Annotated in this window: 14 protein-coding genes; 1 reads left to right on the forward strand and 13 read right to left on the reverse strand. The window is 46.7% G+C overall.

What is annotated here, in order from left to right; all coding sequences use genetic code 11:
* Window position 1 precedes the first annotated feature (1 nt).
* The 9 genes from msbA to ACTVJH_RS06315 form a co-directional block, all read right to left on the reverse strand.
* Window positions 2-1,777, reverse strand: coding sequence for a lipid A export permease/ATP-binding protein MsbA (gene msbA, locus ACTVJH_RS06275; RefSeq protein WP_455988586.1), 1,776 nt, complete (start codon window positions 1,775-1,777; stop codon window positions 2-4).
* A gap of 131 nt (window positions 1,778-1,908) precedes the next feature.
* Window positions 1,909-2,928 (reverse strand): polysaccharide deacetylase family protein, encoded by a 1,020-nt coding sequence (locus ACTVJH_RS06280; RefSeq protein ID WP_455988587.1) that lies wholly within the window; start codon window positions 2,926-2,928, stop codon window positions 1,909-1,911.
* The gene (locus ACTVJH_RS06285; protein ID WP_455988588.1) at window positions 2,925-4,097 is read right to left on the reverse strand and encodes an O-antigen ligase family protein; all 1,173 of its coding nucleotides are present in this window, start codon (window positions 4,095-4,097) and stop codon (window positions 2,925-2,927) included. Before ACTVJH_RS06285 ends, ACTVJH_RS06280 begins: the two co-directional genes overlap by 4 nt.
* A 129-nt stretch (window positions 4,098-4,226) precedes the next feature.
* On the reverse strand, window positions 4,227-5,288 hold the full coding sequence (locus ACTVJH_RS06290; RefSeq protein WP_455988590.1) for a glycosyltransferase family 4 protein: 1,062 nt from the start codon (window positions 5,286-5,288) through the stop codon (window positions 4,227-4,229).
* Window positions 5,281-6,402 (reverse strand): glycosyltransferase, encoded by a 1,122-nt coding sequence (locus ACTVJH_RS06295; RefSeq protein ID WP_455988592.1) that lies wholly within the window; start codon window positions 6,400-6,402, stop codon window positions 5,281-5,283. Before ACTVJH_RS06295 ends, ACTVJH_RS06290 begins: the two co-directional genes overlap by 8 nt.
* Before the next feature lie 31 nt (window positions 6,403-6,433).
* Window positions 6,434-7,489: a glycosyltransferase gene (locus ACTVJH_RS06300; RefSeq protein ID WP_455988594.1), complete on the reverse strand. Its 1,056-nt coding sequence runs from the start codon at window positions 7,487-7,489 to the stop codon at window positions 6,434-6,436.
* Window positions 7,486-8,592: a glycosyltransferase gene (locus ACTVJH_RS06305; RefSeq protein ID WP_455988596.1), complete on the reverse strand. Its 1,107-nt coding sequence runs from the start codon at window positions 8,590-8,592 to the stop codon at window positions 7,486-7,488. Before ACTVJH_RS06305 ends, ACTVJH_RS06300 begins: the two co-directional genes overlap by 4 nt.
* A 693-nt stretch (window positions 8,593-9,285) precedes the next feature.
* Window positions 9,286-9,987, reverse strand: a complete 702-nt coding sequence (locus ACTVJH_RS06310; RefSeq protein ID WP_455988598.1) for a sulfotransferase — start codon at window positions 9,985-9,987, stop codon at window positions 9,286-9,288.
* Between the two features lie 148 nt (window positions 9,988-10,135).
* The gene (locus ACTVJH_RS06315) at window positions 10,136-10,786 is read right to left on the reverse strand and encodes a sulfotransferase family 2 domain-containing protein (protein ID WP_455988600.1); all 651 of its coding nucleotides are present in this window, start codon (window positions 10,784-10,786) and stop codon (window positions 10,136-10,138) included.
* Window positions 10,787-11,118: 332 nt separating this feature from the next.
* Here ACTVJH_RS06315 and ACTVJH_RS06320 point away from each other — a divergent pair, with 332 nt between their 5' ends.
* Window positions 11,119-12,753: a transposase gene (locus ACTVJH_RS06320; RefSeq protein ID WP_455988602.1), complete on the forward strand. Its 1,635-nt coding sequence runs from the start codon at window positions 11,119-11,121 to the stop codon at window positions 12,751-12,753.
* 42 nt (window positions 12,754-12,795) lie between these two features.
* Here the strand turns inward: ACTVJH_RS06320 and ACTVJH_RS06325 are convergent, their stop codons facing one another.
* The 4 genes from ACTVJH_RS06325 to ACTVJH_RS06340 all read right to left on the reverse strand — a co-directional run bounded on the left by ACTVJH_RS06325 (window position 12,796) and on the right by ACTVJH_RS06340 (window position 17,419).
* On the reverse strand, window positions 12,796-13,686 hold the full coding sequence (locus ACTVJH_RS06325) for a glycosyltransferase family 2 protein (RefSeq protein ID WP_455988604.1): 891 nt from the start codon (window positions 13,684-13,686) through the stop codon (window positions 12,796-12,798).
* Between the two features lie 111 nt (window positions 13,687-13,797).
* Window positions 13,798-14,967, reverse strand: a complete 1,170-nt coding sequence (locus ACTVJH_RS06330) for a glycosyltransferase family 4 protein (protein ID WP_455988606.1) — start codon at window positions 14,965-14,967, stop codon at window positions 13,798-13,800.
* A 117-nt stretch (window positions 14,968-15,084) separates the two neighbouring features.
* Window positions 15,085-16,368, reverse strand: coding sequence for a glycosyltransferase family 4 protein (locus ACTVJH_RS06335; RefSeq protein WP_455988608.1), 1,284 nt, complete (start codon window positions 16,366-16,368; stop codon window positions 15,085-15,087).
* Window positions 16,355-17,419, reverse strand: a complete 1,065-nt coding sequence (locus ACTVJH_RS06340; protein ID WP_455988610.1) for a glycosyltransferase family 9 protein — start codon at window positions 17,417-17,419, stop codon at window positions 16,355-16,357. The genes ACTVJH_RS06335 and ACTVJH_RS06340 overlap by 14 nt, the downstream gene beginning before the upstream one ends.
* Window positions 17,420-17,421 lie beyond the last annotated feature (2 nt).

Consider the following 17,421-nt stretch of genomic DNA (forward strand, 5'->3'; position numbering starts at 1 on the left):
TCTATGCCTCGTTCAATTCAGCTTCGGAAAACTGCATGGTATAGAGCTTTCGGTACACAGAACAGGACTCAAGAAGCTGGTCGTGCGAACCGATATCCACGATCTTCCCTTTGTCCATGACCACGATCCGGTCGGCGGACAAGATCGTTGAAAGCCTGTGAGCGATGACAATGCTGGTCCTGTCCTGCATCAGATTTTCCAGGGCCTGTTGCACAATGCGTTCGGACTCCGTATCCAGGGCGCTGGTGGCTTCGTCCAGGATGAGCAGGGGCGGATTCTTGAGCAAGGCCCTTGCGATTGTGATGCGCTGCTTCTGTCCGCCGGAAAGTTTGACTCCGCGTTCTCCGATGATTGTTTCATATCCGTTATCCAGTTCTTCGATGAAATCGTGGGCATAGGCAGCCCTGGCCGCGTCTATGATCTGTTCGCGTGTCATCCCGTCCTGACCGTAGGCGATGTTTTCGGCAATGGTCTGATTGAAAAGGAAGTTATCCTGGGAAACAATGCCCATGCACAGCCTAAGACTGGGCAGGGTATAGTCTTTAATGGGAATATCATTGAGCAGGATAACGCCGCTTTCCGGTTCATAAAAACGGGGGAGCATATTTACTAGGGTGGTCTTGCCCGATCCGCTGGAACCCACAATGGCGATGCGTTCTCCCCGGCTGACCGTGAAATCAATGTGATCAAGGGCTGGCGTGGAGCTCCCGTGATAGGTGAAGCAGATGTCCTGGATCTTCAGATGTTCAAAAGGGAGTTGGACCTCGTGTTTGCCGCCTGTTTCAATGGCAATTTCCGGTGTATCCAGAACTTCGAAAACACGCTCGGCTCCGGCCAGGGCTTTCTGGATAGTCAGGTTGGCGTCATTGAGCTTTTTGACTGGATCGTAGAGCATAATCAGGGCGGTCATAAAAGAAAAAAAGGTTCCCGGTGTTGAGTTGCCTGCAATAACCTGCTGGCCTCCATACCAGACCACTAGACCGATGCCCAGCGCTCCGATGAGTTCCATAACCGGCGAAGAGAGCTCATTGTACACGATCTGATCAACGGCTATCTTCACCAGCCGACCATTCTCCTTGCCGAAGCGTTCTTTTTCTTTGGGTTCAGAGGCGAATGCTTTGACCACCCGGATGCCGCTGAAAATTTCCTGGAGAACCGTTGAAATATCGGAAATTTTTGCTTGATTTTTCCGGCCCAGCTTGCGCAGTTTTTTTCCAAAATAGACAAAGGGATACACGGCCAGGGGCAGTACCAGAACGGCGAAACATGCCAGATAGGGATCGCGGTAGAAAACAACTACCAGCAGGCCGATCATGGTCAGGATCTGGCGGATGAGCATGACGATGGAGGGCAGGCTGGAGCGGATCTGGGTCACGTCATTCAAGATTCGGGACATGAGCATGCCCACCTGGTTGTCTTCAAAAAAACCAAGGGGAAGCCGGATTATTTTTTCGTACAGCTCGTTTCTGAGCTCTTCAAGCACTTTCAGGCTGCAATAATTCATTTCATAGTTCTGCAGAAATCGGAAGATCCCCTTGAGCAGAAAGACCCCGATAAGCACCACGGGAATGAAGACCAGGGACTTCTCGTCTTTGTCGATGAAGATATTATCCAGGGCCGGTTTGACCAGAAAGGCAGCAGCACCAGAGCAGGCCGCCACCACGGCCATGGAGATGACCGAGAGGGTGATCCTGATTTTATAGGGGGTAAAATAGCTCATGGACCGCTTGAGCAGTCGGAGGCTATCGACTTTTTTCCAGGTTGATTCAAGTTTCATTGAAGTTCCAGACCACCGGTGTGGTTGTTTGTATGTTCTTCTCTGTGCCTCTCTGTGCTCTCGGTGTTGCTTTTTTATACCACAGAGAGCACAGAGAACACCGAGGGAAAGACATTTGCGAAATGCAGATGTTATCTAGTCGTATTCGGATTCCAGACCACGGGCGTGGCGGTTTTTTTTTCATTTTTCTTACGGAAAAATTTATAAAAGATCGTGGCACCCAGGGCTGTTGTGTGCATACGCAACCGATTTTTGAGCCAGGATGCGTTTTTTTTTCGCCCCACTCCGATGCGGTGCAGGTACATGGGATCGGTTCCCAGGCCGTTGCGGAATCGGTCCAGGGAAAAGGCGCCTTCATATCCTGCCTCGCGGGCCGCCTGCACCGTGAGTTTGTCAAAATGCCCCCAGGGCCAGCAGATAAGCTGGGTGTCTGCCTTGTTGATCTCTCTGATCACGTCCAGGCTGGTTGTAAAATCCTTCAGGCAGAAGTCGTACCGTTCTCTATCTGTCCTGCGCCTGAAGGTTAGGTTGTTGCCTTCCTGATTGTCCGGCCAGAATCCGTTGAAGGCGTAAGCACTTCCGTATTCAAAGGTTGGCAGCTCGCCTTGTGGATGATCATATATTCCGTGGGCCGACCAATGACCGTCCGAGACAGGAGCTAGAAACTGCAGATTTTTGAAGCACCCCTGATGGCATGTGGTGTGGGAGTAAATCTCCATACCGAAATCATGCACAGCGGAAGAAAGTTCCTGCCTGGTCATGAACTGGGAATACGCTTTGTCCCCCAGAGCCTGTTGAAAACTCTGGCTGGCTCTGGAAAGAACCGGCGCGTTCTCAAGAGTGCGCACGGGACCATCCCAGATGAAATCCGTGACGGGAAAAAAGACCCCGCACATGTCCCGTTTGGAAAGCTCGGGCACACCGTAGAGCCAGTTGCTGACATGGGCATCGTCAAATGTGATGACAATTTGTTTGCCTTTGGGACGTGCCTCGCCTTTGCAGATTTGCACAAGCGTATGTGCTGAAATTGTTTGAAATCCCATCTCCAGAATGGCGTCGAGATGGTCACAGAAATGTGCCAAGGGATGTCCGCCGGGCGTGCCGATGTCGTGGTAGCAGAGGATGGGGATATTGTGGGTGGATGGGATCATGTATTTTCCAGGTTTGCCAGGATACCTGCGTAGGCAAAAAGGACGGTACTCACGTGTCGATCGTATAGATTCATGTTCAACTGAAATTCAATAAAAGACAGGATAAATACGCAGGCGATTGTCCCCCCGAGCATTGAAGACGACCAGAATCCTTGCCATATCACTATCCCCCAAAAACCAAGCATGAGAAGACATCCGATAATTCCTGTTTCAGCCAGAAAATGGAGTATGAAGTTGTGGGCGTTGTTGGTGCTCGGATTGATACAGGGATATTTTTTTTTGAAGTTCGGAGATTTTTTGGCTGCAGAATATTCGTTTTGATATGCTTTATGGAACGTTGCGAATCCGTGCCCAAAAAAAAGGTTTTTTGAAAAGATATTCCATGCTGAATCCCAGATAAAAAAACGTTGGCGAAAGGATATGTCTGTTTTAATATTGGTAATAACATTTGCATATCGGCGAGGAGAAGGCTGTTTTGGGGAAAATTGTGCGATGCAGATCGTTATCAAAGCGAGAATTGCACCTGCAAAGATAATTTTTTTTATATTTTTTTTGAATGTGAAGATAATCATAATTGCAGCGGCAACCAGTAGGGCAAAAAAACCTGATCTTGCATTTGTGAGAAAACTCAAAATGAAAAGGATTGCTGCACCGAAAATACAAAAAATACGAACGAATTTTTTTTCTGTTGATTCTATTGCGATGAAAAATAATGAAAGAACTCCTGTCCCGCAGAGAATAATGAGTCGGTTCGCCTGTGTCCCGTCAGCATAAAAGAGGATCAGCCGCGATGTTTTCAGGATGTCCATATCTATATAATCGAAGGTATGTAAAAGAATCGCACCCAGCGTGTAGCCTAGGAGACCCAGGGGGAGTGCGGCCAGAAGCCGGCTTTTTTTGTCGCCAAGGATCGCGGCTGCCGTGAATCCTGCGCCAAGGGCAAGAATCCAGTTCAGAATGCGATCAATGCCTCTCAGGGATTGGTGTCCGACGAGAAGTCCGATGCATGCTGTACCTAAAAAAGCAGTGAGGATCCATAGTTCCTTGCTTGTAAGAAACTTTTTTCGTTGTTCTGGAAAAAAATAGAGGAATGCCAGACATAACGGGATGATTATGTATCTGGTTATTTCAATGCCGTAATGCCACGATCCGGAAAAAACAAGTAGCATGAAACATGCTGTTGTAAGGATTGTATTGCATATTGTTAATGGAGTGAAATTTTTTTCCATAATATACCCTGCATTGTATTTTTGATATTTATGTATTGCGATCCATGCGTTTTGAAAAAATACGTTATTTTAGGGTTCCTTGTTGTCGATATACACATGCAGAAGATTTTTTATTTTTGCATCCAAACTGAAAATCTTACGGAATGATTTCTTGTTGTTGCACGACATGCCATGCCTGAGATCAGGGGTGTTCGCCAATTGTATGATGCGATTCGCAAGGCATTGTATTTTATTGATAGGACAAAGAAAACCGTTGGTTCCATCCTTGAGAACTTCAGGTATACCTCCTGCCGTTGTCGATACCACGGGAACACCTGCTGCGTACGCTTCAATCAAGGTATTGGGCAGACTTTCCTGGCGTGAAGTGATGACAAATATATCGGTTTTGCAAAGAAGATCGAAGAGCTTTTCGTGGGGCAGGGCACCTTTAAATTCTATCATGTTAAGTATCGCTGGAGAAATAATCCTTTCGAATTCGGGCTTCTTCTTAATACCGGCCACGATGAAATACACATCTTTCAGACCTGAGTCTATAAGCGCCGCAACTGTTTGTAAGAAAATATCCAGACCCTTGTACGGCTGCTTATTGCCGATATAGAGAATGGTCAGCGTCTGTTTTTTTGCGTGTGTATCAAGAGTTGGCTGTGCGGACGGAATAACAGCATTGTAGATCACATGAAGCTTTTTCGAGGGGACATGATATTTTTTAAGAACATCGGCTGCCGCCCAGGAATTGCAGATTATGCCTGTTAGCTGAGGAAGATAGAACAGAGGAAAGCTACCCGGTGCGAAGATGACTCCTCGGTTGAGGAAAAGTTTGAACCGGGGGCACATGAATCTGAGGAGCAAAAAATATTTGTACAATTTGTTGTGAAAACAATGCACCACATGGATGTTTCTGGTCACCAGGAGATGGCGAAAAAAAGACAACCGACCCCGCAGGGAGTTCTGCTCAATGATCGAAATGACGATATTTTTACTATCGGTCAGTTCATGGATAAGGCTGGCTCCTGCAAAACAGCACACGGTTACGCTGTGTCCGGCTTCTGCCATACCCACAGCATTATTTATGAGCTGCCGGGTTCCTCCGGAGAGGCTCGTGGATGTTGTGGCGTAAAGAATATTAAGCATGGGTAAATTTCCGGATGGTGCGGGCCAGGTGTTTTCCAAAAGATGGGATGGAGTAGTGGTCGATGATGTTTGAGACATCTTTGAGCTGTGCAGATCGATTATAAGCACGTGTGAGGGCCTCAGCCAGGGAGTGTGGCGAGTCCGGCGTGAAATAGATGACCTGGTCGTCTTTGAAGACACCGGCATAGGTCCCCAGACGAGGAATGATAGGTGTGAGGCCGTTTTCCACGTAGTCGACAACCTTGATGCCTTCCATGGTTGCAATGCCGAATCGGTACTGCTGGAGGGCGGGTGAAAGTTTCTGGTATGGAACGGATCCCTGAAAGTTGATCCTGGAGGATACATCTTTTTGTTGGGCCAGGGTTTGCATCGCCGTTCTGTCCGTATCCCCTCCGCCATATATATCGATAATGATGTCCGCCGGTGTGAGTGCCAGGGCATCAAGGAGCAAATCCATCAATTTTCCTTGAGTAATGGAGCCGCAATAGACAAAGGGGGCGGGACGCAGCAGGGGATCATCCACATATTTTTTATCCAGAGGATACCATATGTTGGTCGTATTCAGGATGCCGAGGTCTGATTGGACTATCTGTTCACTGCCAGCCGATGTAAAAACGATCCCGTCCATTTTTTTGTAAAGTTTTTGAAGAAATCCCAGAGATTGATTGCTGGTTTCCATGGTTGAACGCAGGGCCCTGTACGGAGAATCCGGCACGCGTTCTTCCTTGTAGTACCCGTCTTTTTTATGGGCTTCCAGAATGACACGTTTGTGGTGCCAGAACCGGGAACGCACAAGGCGTTTTGCCAGGTTGTATGATCGGGTGTAGAAACAGGCGTCTTTTTCGGCCAGGCTAAGGATCTTTTTCAGGGTGAGATGGAAGCCTATTCCGCGCAGTTTCTTCTTGGGGATCGCTATAAATTCAACGCCTTGAAGATCATATCCGTAGCGTTCCTGAACCGCGGTGAGGAGTTCGTTTTCGGGAACTGTGAGGGTATTGACCACACAGATGATCCGAAAATAGGGCTTCAGGGAAAAGAGCGTTTTGGTGATCTGGATAGAGTGCGCTTTTGTGTTCGGATAATCGGTGTTGAAGAGATAGAAAAGTGTCTGCATTATGATTGTTCGTATTCCTGTCTGGTGATGTTCAGCATGTTGTGAGCCACTGGTTCAGGGTGTTCACCTGGGTTGTTATATGACAGCAGCAACGTGCCTGGGTCAGAAAGTTCTTTTTCAGTTGATCCAGGTCCGTACGCGGGGCGACGCATTGTTTTTCAATGCAGGCACGCCATATTTCCGGGCCGGACGTTTCGTCTACAAGAAATTCCCCCCCCCATTCCGGCCATATCTCTTTCACCCCTCCCACATCCCGGGCTATGCATATGAGCCCTTCGGCCATGGCCTCAAGAAGGCTGTTGGGCAGTCCCTCGTTGTAGGAAGGAAGCAGATAAACATCCGCCTGTCTGAGGAGCGCGCGGACGTTCTGCTGGAATCCGTGCCAGATGATTTTTTCTGTAAGTCCCAGGGTGCGGGCCAGCTCCTGCAAAGGTTTTTCTTCCCGGCCGGTGCCTACGATATGGTATCTGAAGTCAGTGCCTTGTTTATTAAGATCCGCCAGGGCCAGGAGAACATCTTTATGTCCTTTGTCGGCATTGAGCTGGCTGGTGGAAATAAACCGTACCGGGCCAGGCGCATGGTCGGGCGGGGTGTCCGCAATAATCTTGCCCGTGTGGATGACGGTGATTTCTTCCGGTCTCAAATGGGGAAGTTCCTCCAGTAAACCTGTCTTGATGTACTCGCAGGGTACCAGAATCCGGGGTTTGATCCATTTGTGGAGCAGCCGGACCTTGAAGGTGTCGAGCATGTCTCCGGGAAGTCCCACCCTGTGGATGACGGGAATTCCGAGCATTTTTGCGGCGATCCCGGCACTGCGCATATCCTTGCCCACGTTGACCATAACGTGGGTTGTTTTGCGTTTCTTGAACAGTGTCAGAAAGGTGGCAATGAGACGGGGGTTGAAATCCGGTCCAAAGGAGACGGACTGGGCCTCGAGTCCCATTTCCCGGGCTCTGTCCACAAAGGGCCCCGGTCGTCCGATAATCAGACAGGTAGAGCCCAGTGCCTGAAGACCCCTGGCCACGTCAAGGGTCCATGTTTTGACCCCGCCCCAGCGGTGCGTTGCGTTGATAAAGATGATATTCATGGTCGCAGCAGGGATTGGTAGAGCTGGTGGGTGCGGTTTTTCATGGCCTCGATGCTGAACTGGGAAAGAATGGGACCGGTGGAAGCCTGGGGCATGGCCAGGGCCTCTTGAAGATCTGTTTGTGGAGCAATATTCTCGTCGATGAATCTGATGCGCGGATAATACGTCCGAACCTCTTCCAGGGTTTCAGAACGCCGGGCCAGAATGGGAAGTCCTGCTCCGCATGCTTCAAGGACAACACCGGGCATACCTTCTGTCTGAGGATCAGAGGTGAAGAGGAGCAGGTCAAGCTGGGGGTAGTAATCCTGAATGTCTGCTTTTTCGCCCAGAAAAACGATCCTCTTCTCGCATCCGGCCTGACGGATGGTCGTCTCCCATCCCTCGGTGGGGTGTCCGCTTCCGATAATGAAAAACATATATTCAGGGTCGGCCCGCAGGGTTCTGGTGGCAAAATCGATAAAGTCCCCGACGCCTTTGCCCCGGGAAAGGCGGCCCACGAAACCGATGCAGGTGTCCGTTTCCTTGAGGCCATACATGGTTCGCAGGGATTGTTTGGGGGCGGTCCCGGACTTGAATGCAATGCCGTTGTGCAGGATCTGCAGCATGGTGTCCGGGAGATGAGTGAAAGATTGGAAATAATTTCTGGACTGGCGGGATACAAAGAGAATCTTTTGGGTAAACAGCCGGTGGACCAGGGTTTCTTCGATAATCTGCTTGCGGCGGCGAAAAGGTGTTCTGGCATACCAGTGGAGATCGCACAAATGCACCTGCCCCACGCGAATACGCACCCCGGCCAGGGCCGCTGCAATGATTCCTGAGATATTTCCCCCAAATGAATGGGTGTGCACAATATCGGCCCGGTATTTTTTGAGCAGCCGGGCGATCCTGAAAATACCCAGAGGGCTCCATTTGCCGTGCAGTGGCACAAAATGCGTGTGCACCCCGAGTTCTTGCAGCTCTTCCCAGAATATCCCTTTGCGCTTGTAGGTGATGATATGGACCTCATACTCATCCATGAGCAACGGAAGAAGCGACCTGAGACGGCGCTGGATACCGCCGATACACAGGTTATTGGTGATACGAAAAAGAACGGGTTTGGTCATAGGGTCCAGTATGGTATCGTGATCCGGCAGGGCCGGAAATGGGGAAGCGCGGGTAGAGGGATCGGATAGGTGATCCGGGTGCTCCGTATATCTTGAATCAGAACCTGAAACCGCTACCCGTGGAACCGATGATGGTCAAGAACCGATTGGGGAGAGGGGGAGGCGATCAGGAAGGCTCGGGGGCATGCCATCCATAATTGAAGGCTGTAATTTCTCTGGCACATACCTGTTCACTATGTGCGCGGGCCCGGGCATCAAGAAGGGTGCTATATTTCAACCTCGTGCATGGGCAGAGTCTGGAAAGGCAGGCCAAAGGATTGCTGCCGCAGCAGGTCTGCTATTTTTTCAGGATCAATTGATCGATTTTCAGGAGCGATTTTACACCCCTTGATGTTCACAATGTCGTAGCATTGGGAAAAGGGAAGGTCTGCATGTATCCTGCCTTCCCGGAAATCGTAACGAGAATCTTCTGATGAATGCGTTCAACTATCCAAAATACAATGTTTTATACTCATAATACCTGCCGAGCTGCTCGTGATAAAAGATGCTATTCATAACGAGGTTTGAAGAATGCTATATTCCTGTAATATCCTGAATTTTAATGATATGAATGAGCAAGCTGGCACCTTGTTATAAACTGTCCGGGAATCCAGGTTACATGATAAGGCCCAATGTTTAAGGGCACTTTCTTGTTTATTTCTTGTCCGATGCGCAATCATTCATTGTTTTATAAATAAAATCAGATACTTCTTTTGAAAGGCCGTCTTGAGATTTTTTTTTGTTCTTATGCGGTAGTTGGATTGTGCATAGTGACCGCAAGCCTAAAAAGGTAACCAGATTATGGATGGTTGTTTCTTGAATGGGCTTATCGGTAATGTCAATTTTCAACAGACGGGAAGGATCGTTTTTTTCAAAAAAATCAATTACTTTATGCTCGTAGTTGTATTTATGTCTAATAAAACTTTCTATTATTAATAACGATTTATATTTCCAATCATCATGGTATATTTTTTTTTCATCATCTACCTCGATAATGGTTTGCTCAGTCCACCCCGCATGTTTTAATTTTGAGACTATCCAATTTTTAGTAGGACGAGTTTGGAGAATAAAAAGTGCGTTTGGATAGTCATGGAAAAGCCGCTTGAAATCGAACTCGTTTTGACCGTCAAAATGACTTCCACCATCACTAAAAAACTCAAATTCTTTAAGTTTGTTTGCGTCACTGATCCAGTCCGTGGAGTGTATCGCTTTGTAACCATACTTTGTTGCTAATGCACGCAGACTCGTTGTTCCTGTTTTGTGCAATCCGATACAAAATACCTTCCTTGTTATTTTTTTTCTATTTATACATCTATTAATAAGGTTTATGGCTTTTGTGTAGGTTTTTCTCATCATATTTTTCCTTGATATAGCGACCTGCTATAAAGATGGAGGTCTTTGATGTCGTCGTGAATTGTTCAAAAATAACAAGTTATTATATTTATATATGGTTTGCTCATAATTCTGACATGTAGGCTTACCCCACACAAAACAGAAAAGAACCCTAATAGTCGTATGCAAAATAATCAAAATCTTTTCTATAAAATTCAATGATTCTATTATAATGTTTGTTAAATGTACTCTCTATACGGGTGTCTTTGATAGAGGCTTTTTTGTGTGTACTTTGTATCGGTTTTGAAAAGTATCTATTTTTCCATGAAGTAAATTTTGAGCTTTTTTCAGACAGACGAAGGAATACGTTTTCAGCTTTTTGGACACCGCCTTCTTCTAGCTTGAATATTTCGACCTTCTTGCATGTTGGTATGAATTCGACTTGTGGGCGAATATGATTGTCATGGCAATAGGAGTTGTGCTCATACTGATCGAAGGTATGAGCTACCCATTCGTCAACATCCAGAGCTGTTATTTTTTTTGAATATTGCCAGTAATATTCAGATTTAAGGCGACTGAACGGATTTCTGACCACAGTAAAAATTGAATCGAATTCATGAAGGTTAAAAATATACTGCAGTGGCTCATTATGTAGATGTTGAGGGGTGCATTTATAAAATTTTAATTCACGCAGACTCTTTCCTTGGACTGAAAAACTTTCAATCCAACCTGAATCTACACCGAATTGCTCAATGCTTGACCCTGCAGATTTAGGTATATGTATAAATAAGATATTTTTGTTATTTTTCGAAAAAACAGGCATGTACGCCTCGTAAAAGCAGATGGTTGATACGTTGTGTCTATTATGTTCCGGATTTTGATAGTGAATGGGGGCATAACTAATTTTTTACTATTTTACTGTATAGGCCAAAAATCGGAATGCGGACCATCCGTAAAACATTTTTAGGACGAAGAAGGTGGCCTATTCCAACATGTGGTGAGATTTTCATTATAGGATTTGACTGCAAAAACTCTCTACTATAACGAAAAATTACTACCTGTACTATTTACAAAATATACAAAATTTAGTATATATCATCGAAACTGAATGAGGATATTTCGATGATAAAATGCAAGGATAGAACGAGAAGAGAGATGTTTGACTATATTCCTTGGGGAACAAAAAGTCATCATAACAAGCTCAAGTCGAGCATTTATCATACATTTAGAAAAGAAATTCTTCCATATCTCAACATAAATATTCTATCAAAGCACTTTTCAAATGATACTGGCAGAGCAACTAAAGACCTTCAGTCTGTAATGGGCTTGTTTATTATTCAAGCCTTGAAGAATATGACCGATGAAGAAGCGATCGAAGCTTTCTGTTTCAACGACGCCTTCAGGTATGCCCTTGATATCCAGAGAGATGAATACATCTCAGAACGGGCTTATTACTATTATCGCGCAAAACTGCTTGGGGAAGAGGAGAAGGTTTTCGATTCAGTCCTCAAGAGGATTGCTGACCGCATCAATCTGAACACTGCCATACAGCGAGAAGACTCGACCCTCGTTCGAACCTGGCTAAAGAGCATGTCCAAACTGGATTGTTTTTCGACCACGATCAACAAATTCCTCAAGGAAATCAAAGAGACACACCCGATTATTTTTTCAAGAATCGATGAGGATATCAGGACGAAATATTTTTCCACAAAGGATGACCATCGTTGGTTTGGATCCAAGAAGCCCGCTGAATACCAGAAGTGTCTTGTGGAAGCGGCCAAAGATGTTCTCTCGCTTTTGGGCCAGTTCGATGCGCATTCAAAAGTCAGCAAGCTTGAATCCTATGCGTTACTCAAGCGGCTGGCTGACGAACAGATCACCGAAGATTCCAAAGGAATCACCGTCAAGGTAAAGCCGGAAGCCAAGGGCACGGCCATGGCGAATCCGCATGATCCTGATGCCCATTACAATGGACATCGTAAGAAAGTGGGCTACAAGACTGATTTCACTGAGACTTGTGGTCCTGACAAGGATACTCCCAACCCCAAGATCATAACCAATGTCGAGGTAACCAAAGCAAACGTAGCAGATTCCAAGATCATAGAAGACGTTGTAGATAAGCTTGAGGAAAAAGGACTCAAACCCGAGAAATTATTAGCTGACAACGGGTATGATAGTGACGCCATTCAACAAAACCTCAGACAGAAAGACGTTGAGCTGATTTGCCCTCCATCCGGAGATTTCCCAGACGGATTCTCTCTCCTTGATTTTAAAATCAGTGAGTCCGGCAAGGAGATCGTCAAATGCCCCATGGGGCAATCTTGTTTAGAGAATAAAATTTCAAAAAATCGCAAGGAAACAAGCTCTTACTTTAACCGGGAAGCCTGTGGCAACTGCCCACACTCGCATGATTGCCCTGTAAAAATCACAAGACGGAAGGCCAAAGTCGTTTGGAAGTGGAACAAGCCGAGGATCGAGGCACGGCGGCTCATGTTCAACGATGACGAGGAAATCAAGTCGCTTTATCGCCAGAGGTCCGGAGGCGAAGCCCCGTTCAGCATCGCCAAACGAGTCCTGGGGCTGGATCGTACCCGACGTCGTGGATTTGCAAAGAACAAGATGGTCATCTTTCTGGCAGCAACCGCCCTTAATGTTCTCAGAATGCACCTCTGGGTTCATCTCCCAGGGAACTTGCACGGGTTTTTTATAATTTTACGCAATTTTTGGCTGAATTTTGTCCATTTCTGGCAAAAAGTAATGGCCGAGAATGATTTTGTGATCGCGTCCTGAAATTATCCGCTTAAGTCTTTCCGTTTGCAGCGAGCGACCTTTTTACTTTTTGCAGGCAAATCTTATAGCCCAAACATAAACAAAATAGTTCTTCAATGAGCGCCTTGTCTTAAGTAGTTCTCGCACTCTCACTTTTGTGCGATTGGCTAAATGCAGCGTCATCCAATGTTTGAGAAATGCAGGAGCTACCTTTGACATGGGGCTGTCAATAATAGATTCAGGGGCCATAAAAGCCTTTAGGTTATCAATCATTTCCTGAACAGGCTGGTTTCGACTGGCATTGCCATCATGCTTGCGCCAAACGGAAGCCCAGACGGGAATAATGCCCACATCTCCACATGCCATAAGACGCAAAAATGAGTCATCGTCTGTAGCTGTCATATCGTAGCGGTAAAAGCCTAGGGCAACTGCTGTTTTTCGATGATACAATGTCGTTGCATGCCAATAGTAATACTTCTCTTCCAAAAGGGCTTGATAGGCTTGTTCCGAATTCATTACTCTTTCGGGCCCATTATTCCTTTTATTTCTGATTAAATTTTGACTTTGATCCATAATTTTTAGGCGTCTTCCAGACACCATTACCAACCCTGGATTCTTTTCAATCAGAGATATTGCCCTTTCGATATAGGTTGGGTCATAAAAATAATCGTCTCCATCTAGATTAATGATCCATTTTCCTGAAGTCCTTTCATATAATGTAGTGTGGTAATTTTTAGCTCGCCCCATATTCTCATCATTTATGTATACTGAGATATTTGGACATTTTTTATACAAATGTAAAATTTCAGACACTCGAGGGCTTGTAGAGGCATCATCCGAAATAATTATTTCAAGAGGTGTATATGTTTGTGAAAGAGCACTTTTTATGGCCTCATCCAAGTACTTATTTTGATTATAGGTGGGGATCATAATGCTCACAAGAGGACGTGACATGATGGATACTCCAATATTTAGACGATAGCGGAGAGTTAATCTATTAGTTTTGAAACAGTCTCGATAGCGGATAGGCCGCTCGCCCGTAAAAATTGTTATGTATATAGTGGGTTATTTAAAATCGTCGGAATAGTGAGGCGTTTTGCAATGGTTTTCGATGAATCGACAATATCTGGACGCACTTTTTGTCAGAGTATTTAGGGTAATGGACTGATATCCATTTGATCTGATAGTAACAGGCTTTCGTGTCAGGATATCCCCCAAAAGAGCTGCCAACTCCTCGGTATCTCCCGGTCGGCATAGGTAACCGTTTTCACCATGGTTGATAATCCCGTCTACTCCGGTACCCTTTGAAGCAATGGTCAGCATCCCTTGGGCGAGAGCTTCGAGGTAGACCATTCCTAACGTCTCCAACACACTGATCATCACGAAGATATCCCCTCCGCGCATGATGCGGATGGTTTCTTCAGGAGAAATTTTTCCAAGAAAGGTGACCCTTGATTCAAGTCCCTTGGCGTAAACCAGAGCTTCCAGGGTCATCCGGTCGGGACCATCACCGATGATGGTGTATTGCCATGGAAGATTCCCGGGAAGTTCAGACAACGCTTCCAGTACGGTATCCACATTTTTTCTCTTGATAAGGCGGCAGGCTGTGACGATGTGTGTAGGGTTATGATACCTATATTCCGGGGTAGGGTGAATGAGAGAGGACGGTATGCCCGACGAGGCGATGGTCTGGGGGGTGGTGCCGATAGCATAGTTTTTGAGAAATTCTTTGCGCACGGAACATGATCTGAAGGCGAATCCATCCACCGTGTCCAGAATTTTCATGAACCTGCGTTTGAATAGTCGTTTTTTGAGGGTGGGCGAGGGAATGTCCAGAACCGTGATATCGGATATGTGCACGCCAAAAATCAGGGGTTTTCTTGAATCCCGTTTGACAGCATCCCCTGCCACCAGACCGATCTGCATGTGGCTCACAATGACGTCGAAAGGGAGTGTGCGGGCAAAGCGGACAATGGCCGCATTACTGTAGTGCTTGAACCCCGGCATTTTGGGCATGGCAATATGGGTGACAGAAACGCCGTCAATGGAAAAAGAACGCATGACCCCTGCCCGATTCCAATTCACCCTGGGCCGTGTCACAACGGGCACGACAACTGTGACTGTCATTCCGGATGCTCTCCATTCCCGGACAAAATCGTGCAGGGCCGGATTCATTTCCAAAGGGGATTGCCCTTCATATTCGGGATAGAGTTCTGTAATGAAAAGGATATGCATGGAAGTTCTGGTCCCGGTAGTGGTAAAGGGTAAGGTTTAAGGGGTACGTCACAAGCCAAATTAAATGGGTGGGTATCTGTCTGAAGTCCCCTTATGATTGTGTGCAGATGCAGCATCTTACAGGGCACAAGCAAAGGCATACACCTGGCTGGCCCTGTCTTCCCAGTCATACCTCGTGTTCTGCGCCCGGGTTTTTGCATGGATTTTTCTGATCGTCTCTGGATGGTCGCCAAGAGAGCGTATGGCTCCGGCAAACTCGTGCGGGCTCGAACCTGCGGATATAATGACGTTGGGGAGGGTTGCCGCAGCACTTTGGATCGCGGGAACCGGCGTGGCCACAACGGGTAGTTCCATTCCCAGGGCTTCATACAGCTTGATAGGGGACAGAAATTCAACTTCAGAAACAAACGGGATAACGATCATATGGCATCCTGCAAGGTGGTTACGGACCTTGTCGGGAGGTAGCTGGCCGATAAATTGGACTCGTTCCGGTTCATTTATTTCTTTCTGCACCCTTGCCTGCAAAGCCAGGTATTCCTTGCGGGGGTTGCCGCCGATGATTCGCAACCGGTAGTTTTGAGGGAGCTTTTTGAATGCCTCAATAAGCAGTGAGACTCCTTTGCCCGGGTGCAGACTGCCGAAATATCCCAGAGTGATCGATGTCGTTGGCAACTCAAGCGGAAGAGGGGAGAAAATCTGCTTGTTAAAACCGGGAACCGCAACAATGGATGGCGTGGAAACCGGGAAGAGTTCTTCGATTTTTTTTTTAAGATAGGTGCCTGTATAAACGATACCATCTACGTCTGAAAGAATCCTTTTTTCCCACTTTTTGTACGCATCTGCATCTTTTTGGCCATATTCACGATGCTCGAGGAAAACCGAATCGTGCATCTCATAGACAATTTTCTGTTGTCTCTGAAAAAGTCTTCGAAGGTCTAGGAGGAACAGAGTCTCTTTGACATCCCGGGAAAAAAAGAGGGCGTCTGGATGGGTAAGCCATTTCTTGAAGATGCAAAAACGAAAAAGTGCGCCATATATTCCCTTGTTTCGAGCTGGCAAAAAGGTGACGTGGGGTCGGGTATTTTTGTCGAGGCGATACTCTGTTTCTAAGTTCTGCAGTAGATGAGAGGGAGTCGTTTGGGAGAGTCCCGGAAATAGATGTACGCTCGCTCCTGCAGATTGAAACCCCCATGCCATGTTGAGGGTTTGAATGATATTGGCTGCCGGTGATGGGAGACGGAATTTTTTGGTAAAGATCAATGTATTTGGTTGATTCATAGATACATGTCGAATCGGAGCACCGACGTTTTGTGTTATTTGCGGATTGAGGAAAGAACCCGTTTGAGTGTAGAAAAGCAAGTGAGGGGGAGTAGTGTTGTGGGATATTTCAACTGTGGCCATTTCGGCGGGAGGCACTGATTTTTTCCAAAAGACGTGAAAGTACGGTTTCCGGGCTCAATTTTGTCAAACAGGGTACATTTCCATGGTTACAACTACTTCGTTTGCACGGTTGGCAAGGCAGTTTTTTGACTACATGGTAGTGGTACGAACCCGGAAAGGTCCAACCGATACCGGCAGATCCCACGATGGTCAAGGACGGGGTGTCGACGGCGACTGCGAAATGACGCGGCGCCGAGCAGTTGCCAAAATGAATGTCGGATTTTTCAATGACTGCGGCCATTTGACGCAGGGAGAGCATGGTTTCGGGAAGGATACAATTGTCGGGACATTCGGCTGCCTCGGCGACTTCCTCGATACAGGATCTTTCTCCGGGGCCGTGAAAAAGGAAAAATTTGAGCTGCGGGTTGTTTTGCACCGCAAGTTTGATCAGTTTGCCGTAGTGTGAAGCCGGCCAACGCCTAGTAGCGCAATGATGGGTCGGGGCTGTCGAGATGAGGAGATCCGTAGGTTGAACATCATGCTGGGTAAGGAGATTCGAGGCCTGATTTTTCTCTTCTTTAGTGAGAAAAATGTGCGGCATTTCCCCGTGGTACTCGATACCCAGAGGACGAAGCATGCTGGCCTTGCGGATAATGGGGTGTCCGTCTTTCATATGGGTCCAATGTGTATACAGCCATCTGTTGTACCAGGGGGGAGTGGACGTGAATCTTACGGGAGCACGGCTAAAAAGCACCACGAATCTGCATCGTGGAAGTTGTTGAAAATCGATCACCAGATCGTAGTCATTTCGGGCGATTCGCCAATATGCCGCAAGCTCCTTGCCGAAATGGGTCAGCTTGCTCTTGTCCAGGGTTTTAATCTCGGAGATGAAAGGGTTGTGTTCAAGGACGGGAGCACATTTTTTTTCCGTAAAAAAATCAATTGCGGCATCTGGAAATTTTTTTTTGAGCATCTCCGGAATATGGCTTGTCAGAACGACATCACCGATTTGTCTGAGCTGACAAACAAGTATCCGTTTGGGATGTATATGTAACAGGTCGTTTTTTGCCATAA

The organism is Desulfoplanes sp. PS50 (assembly GCF_053851535.1).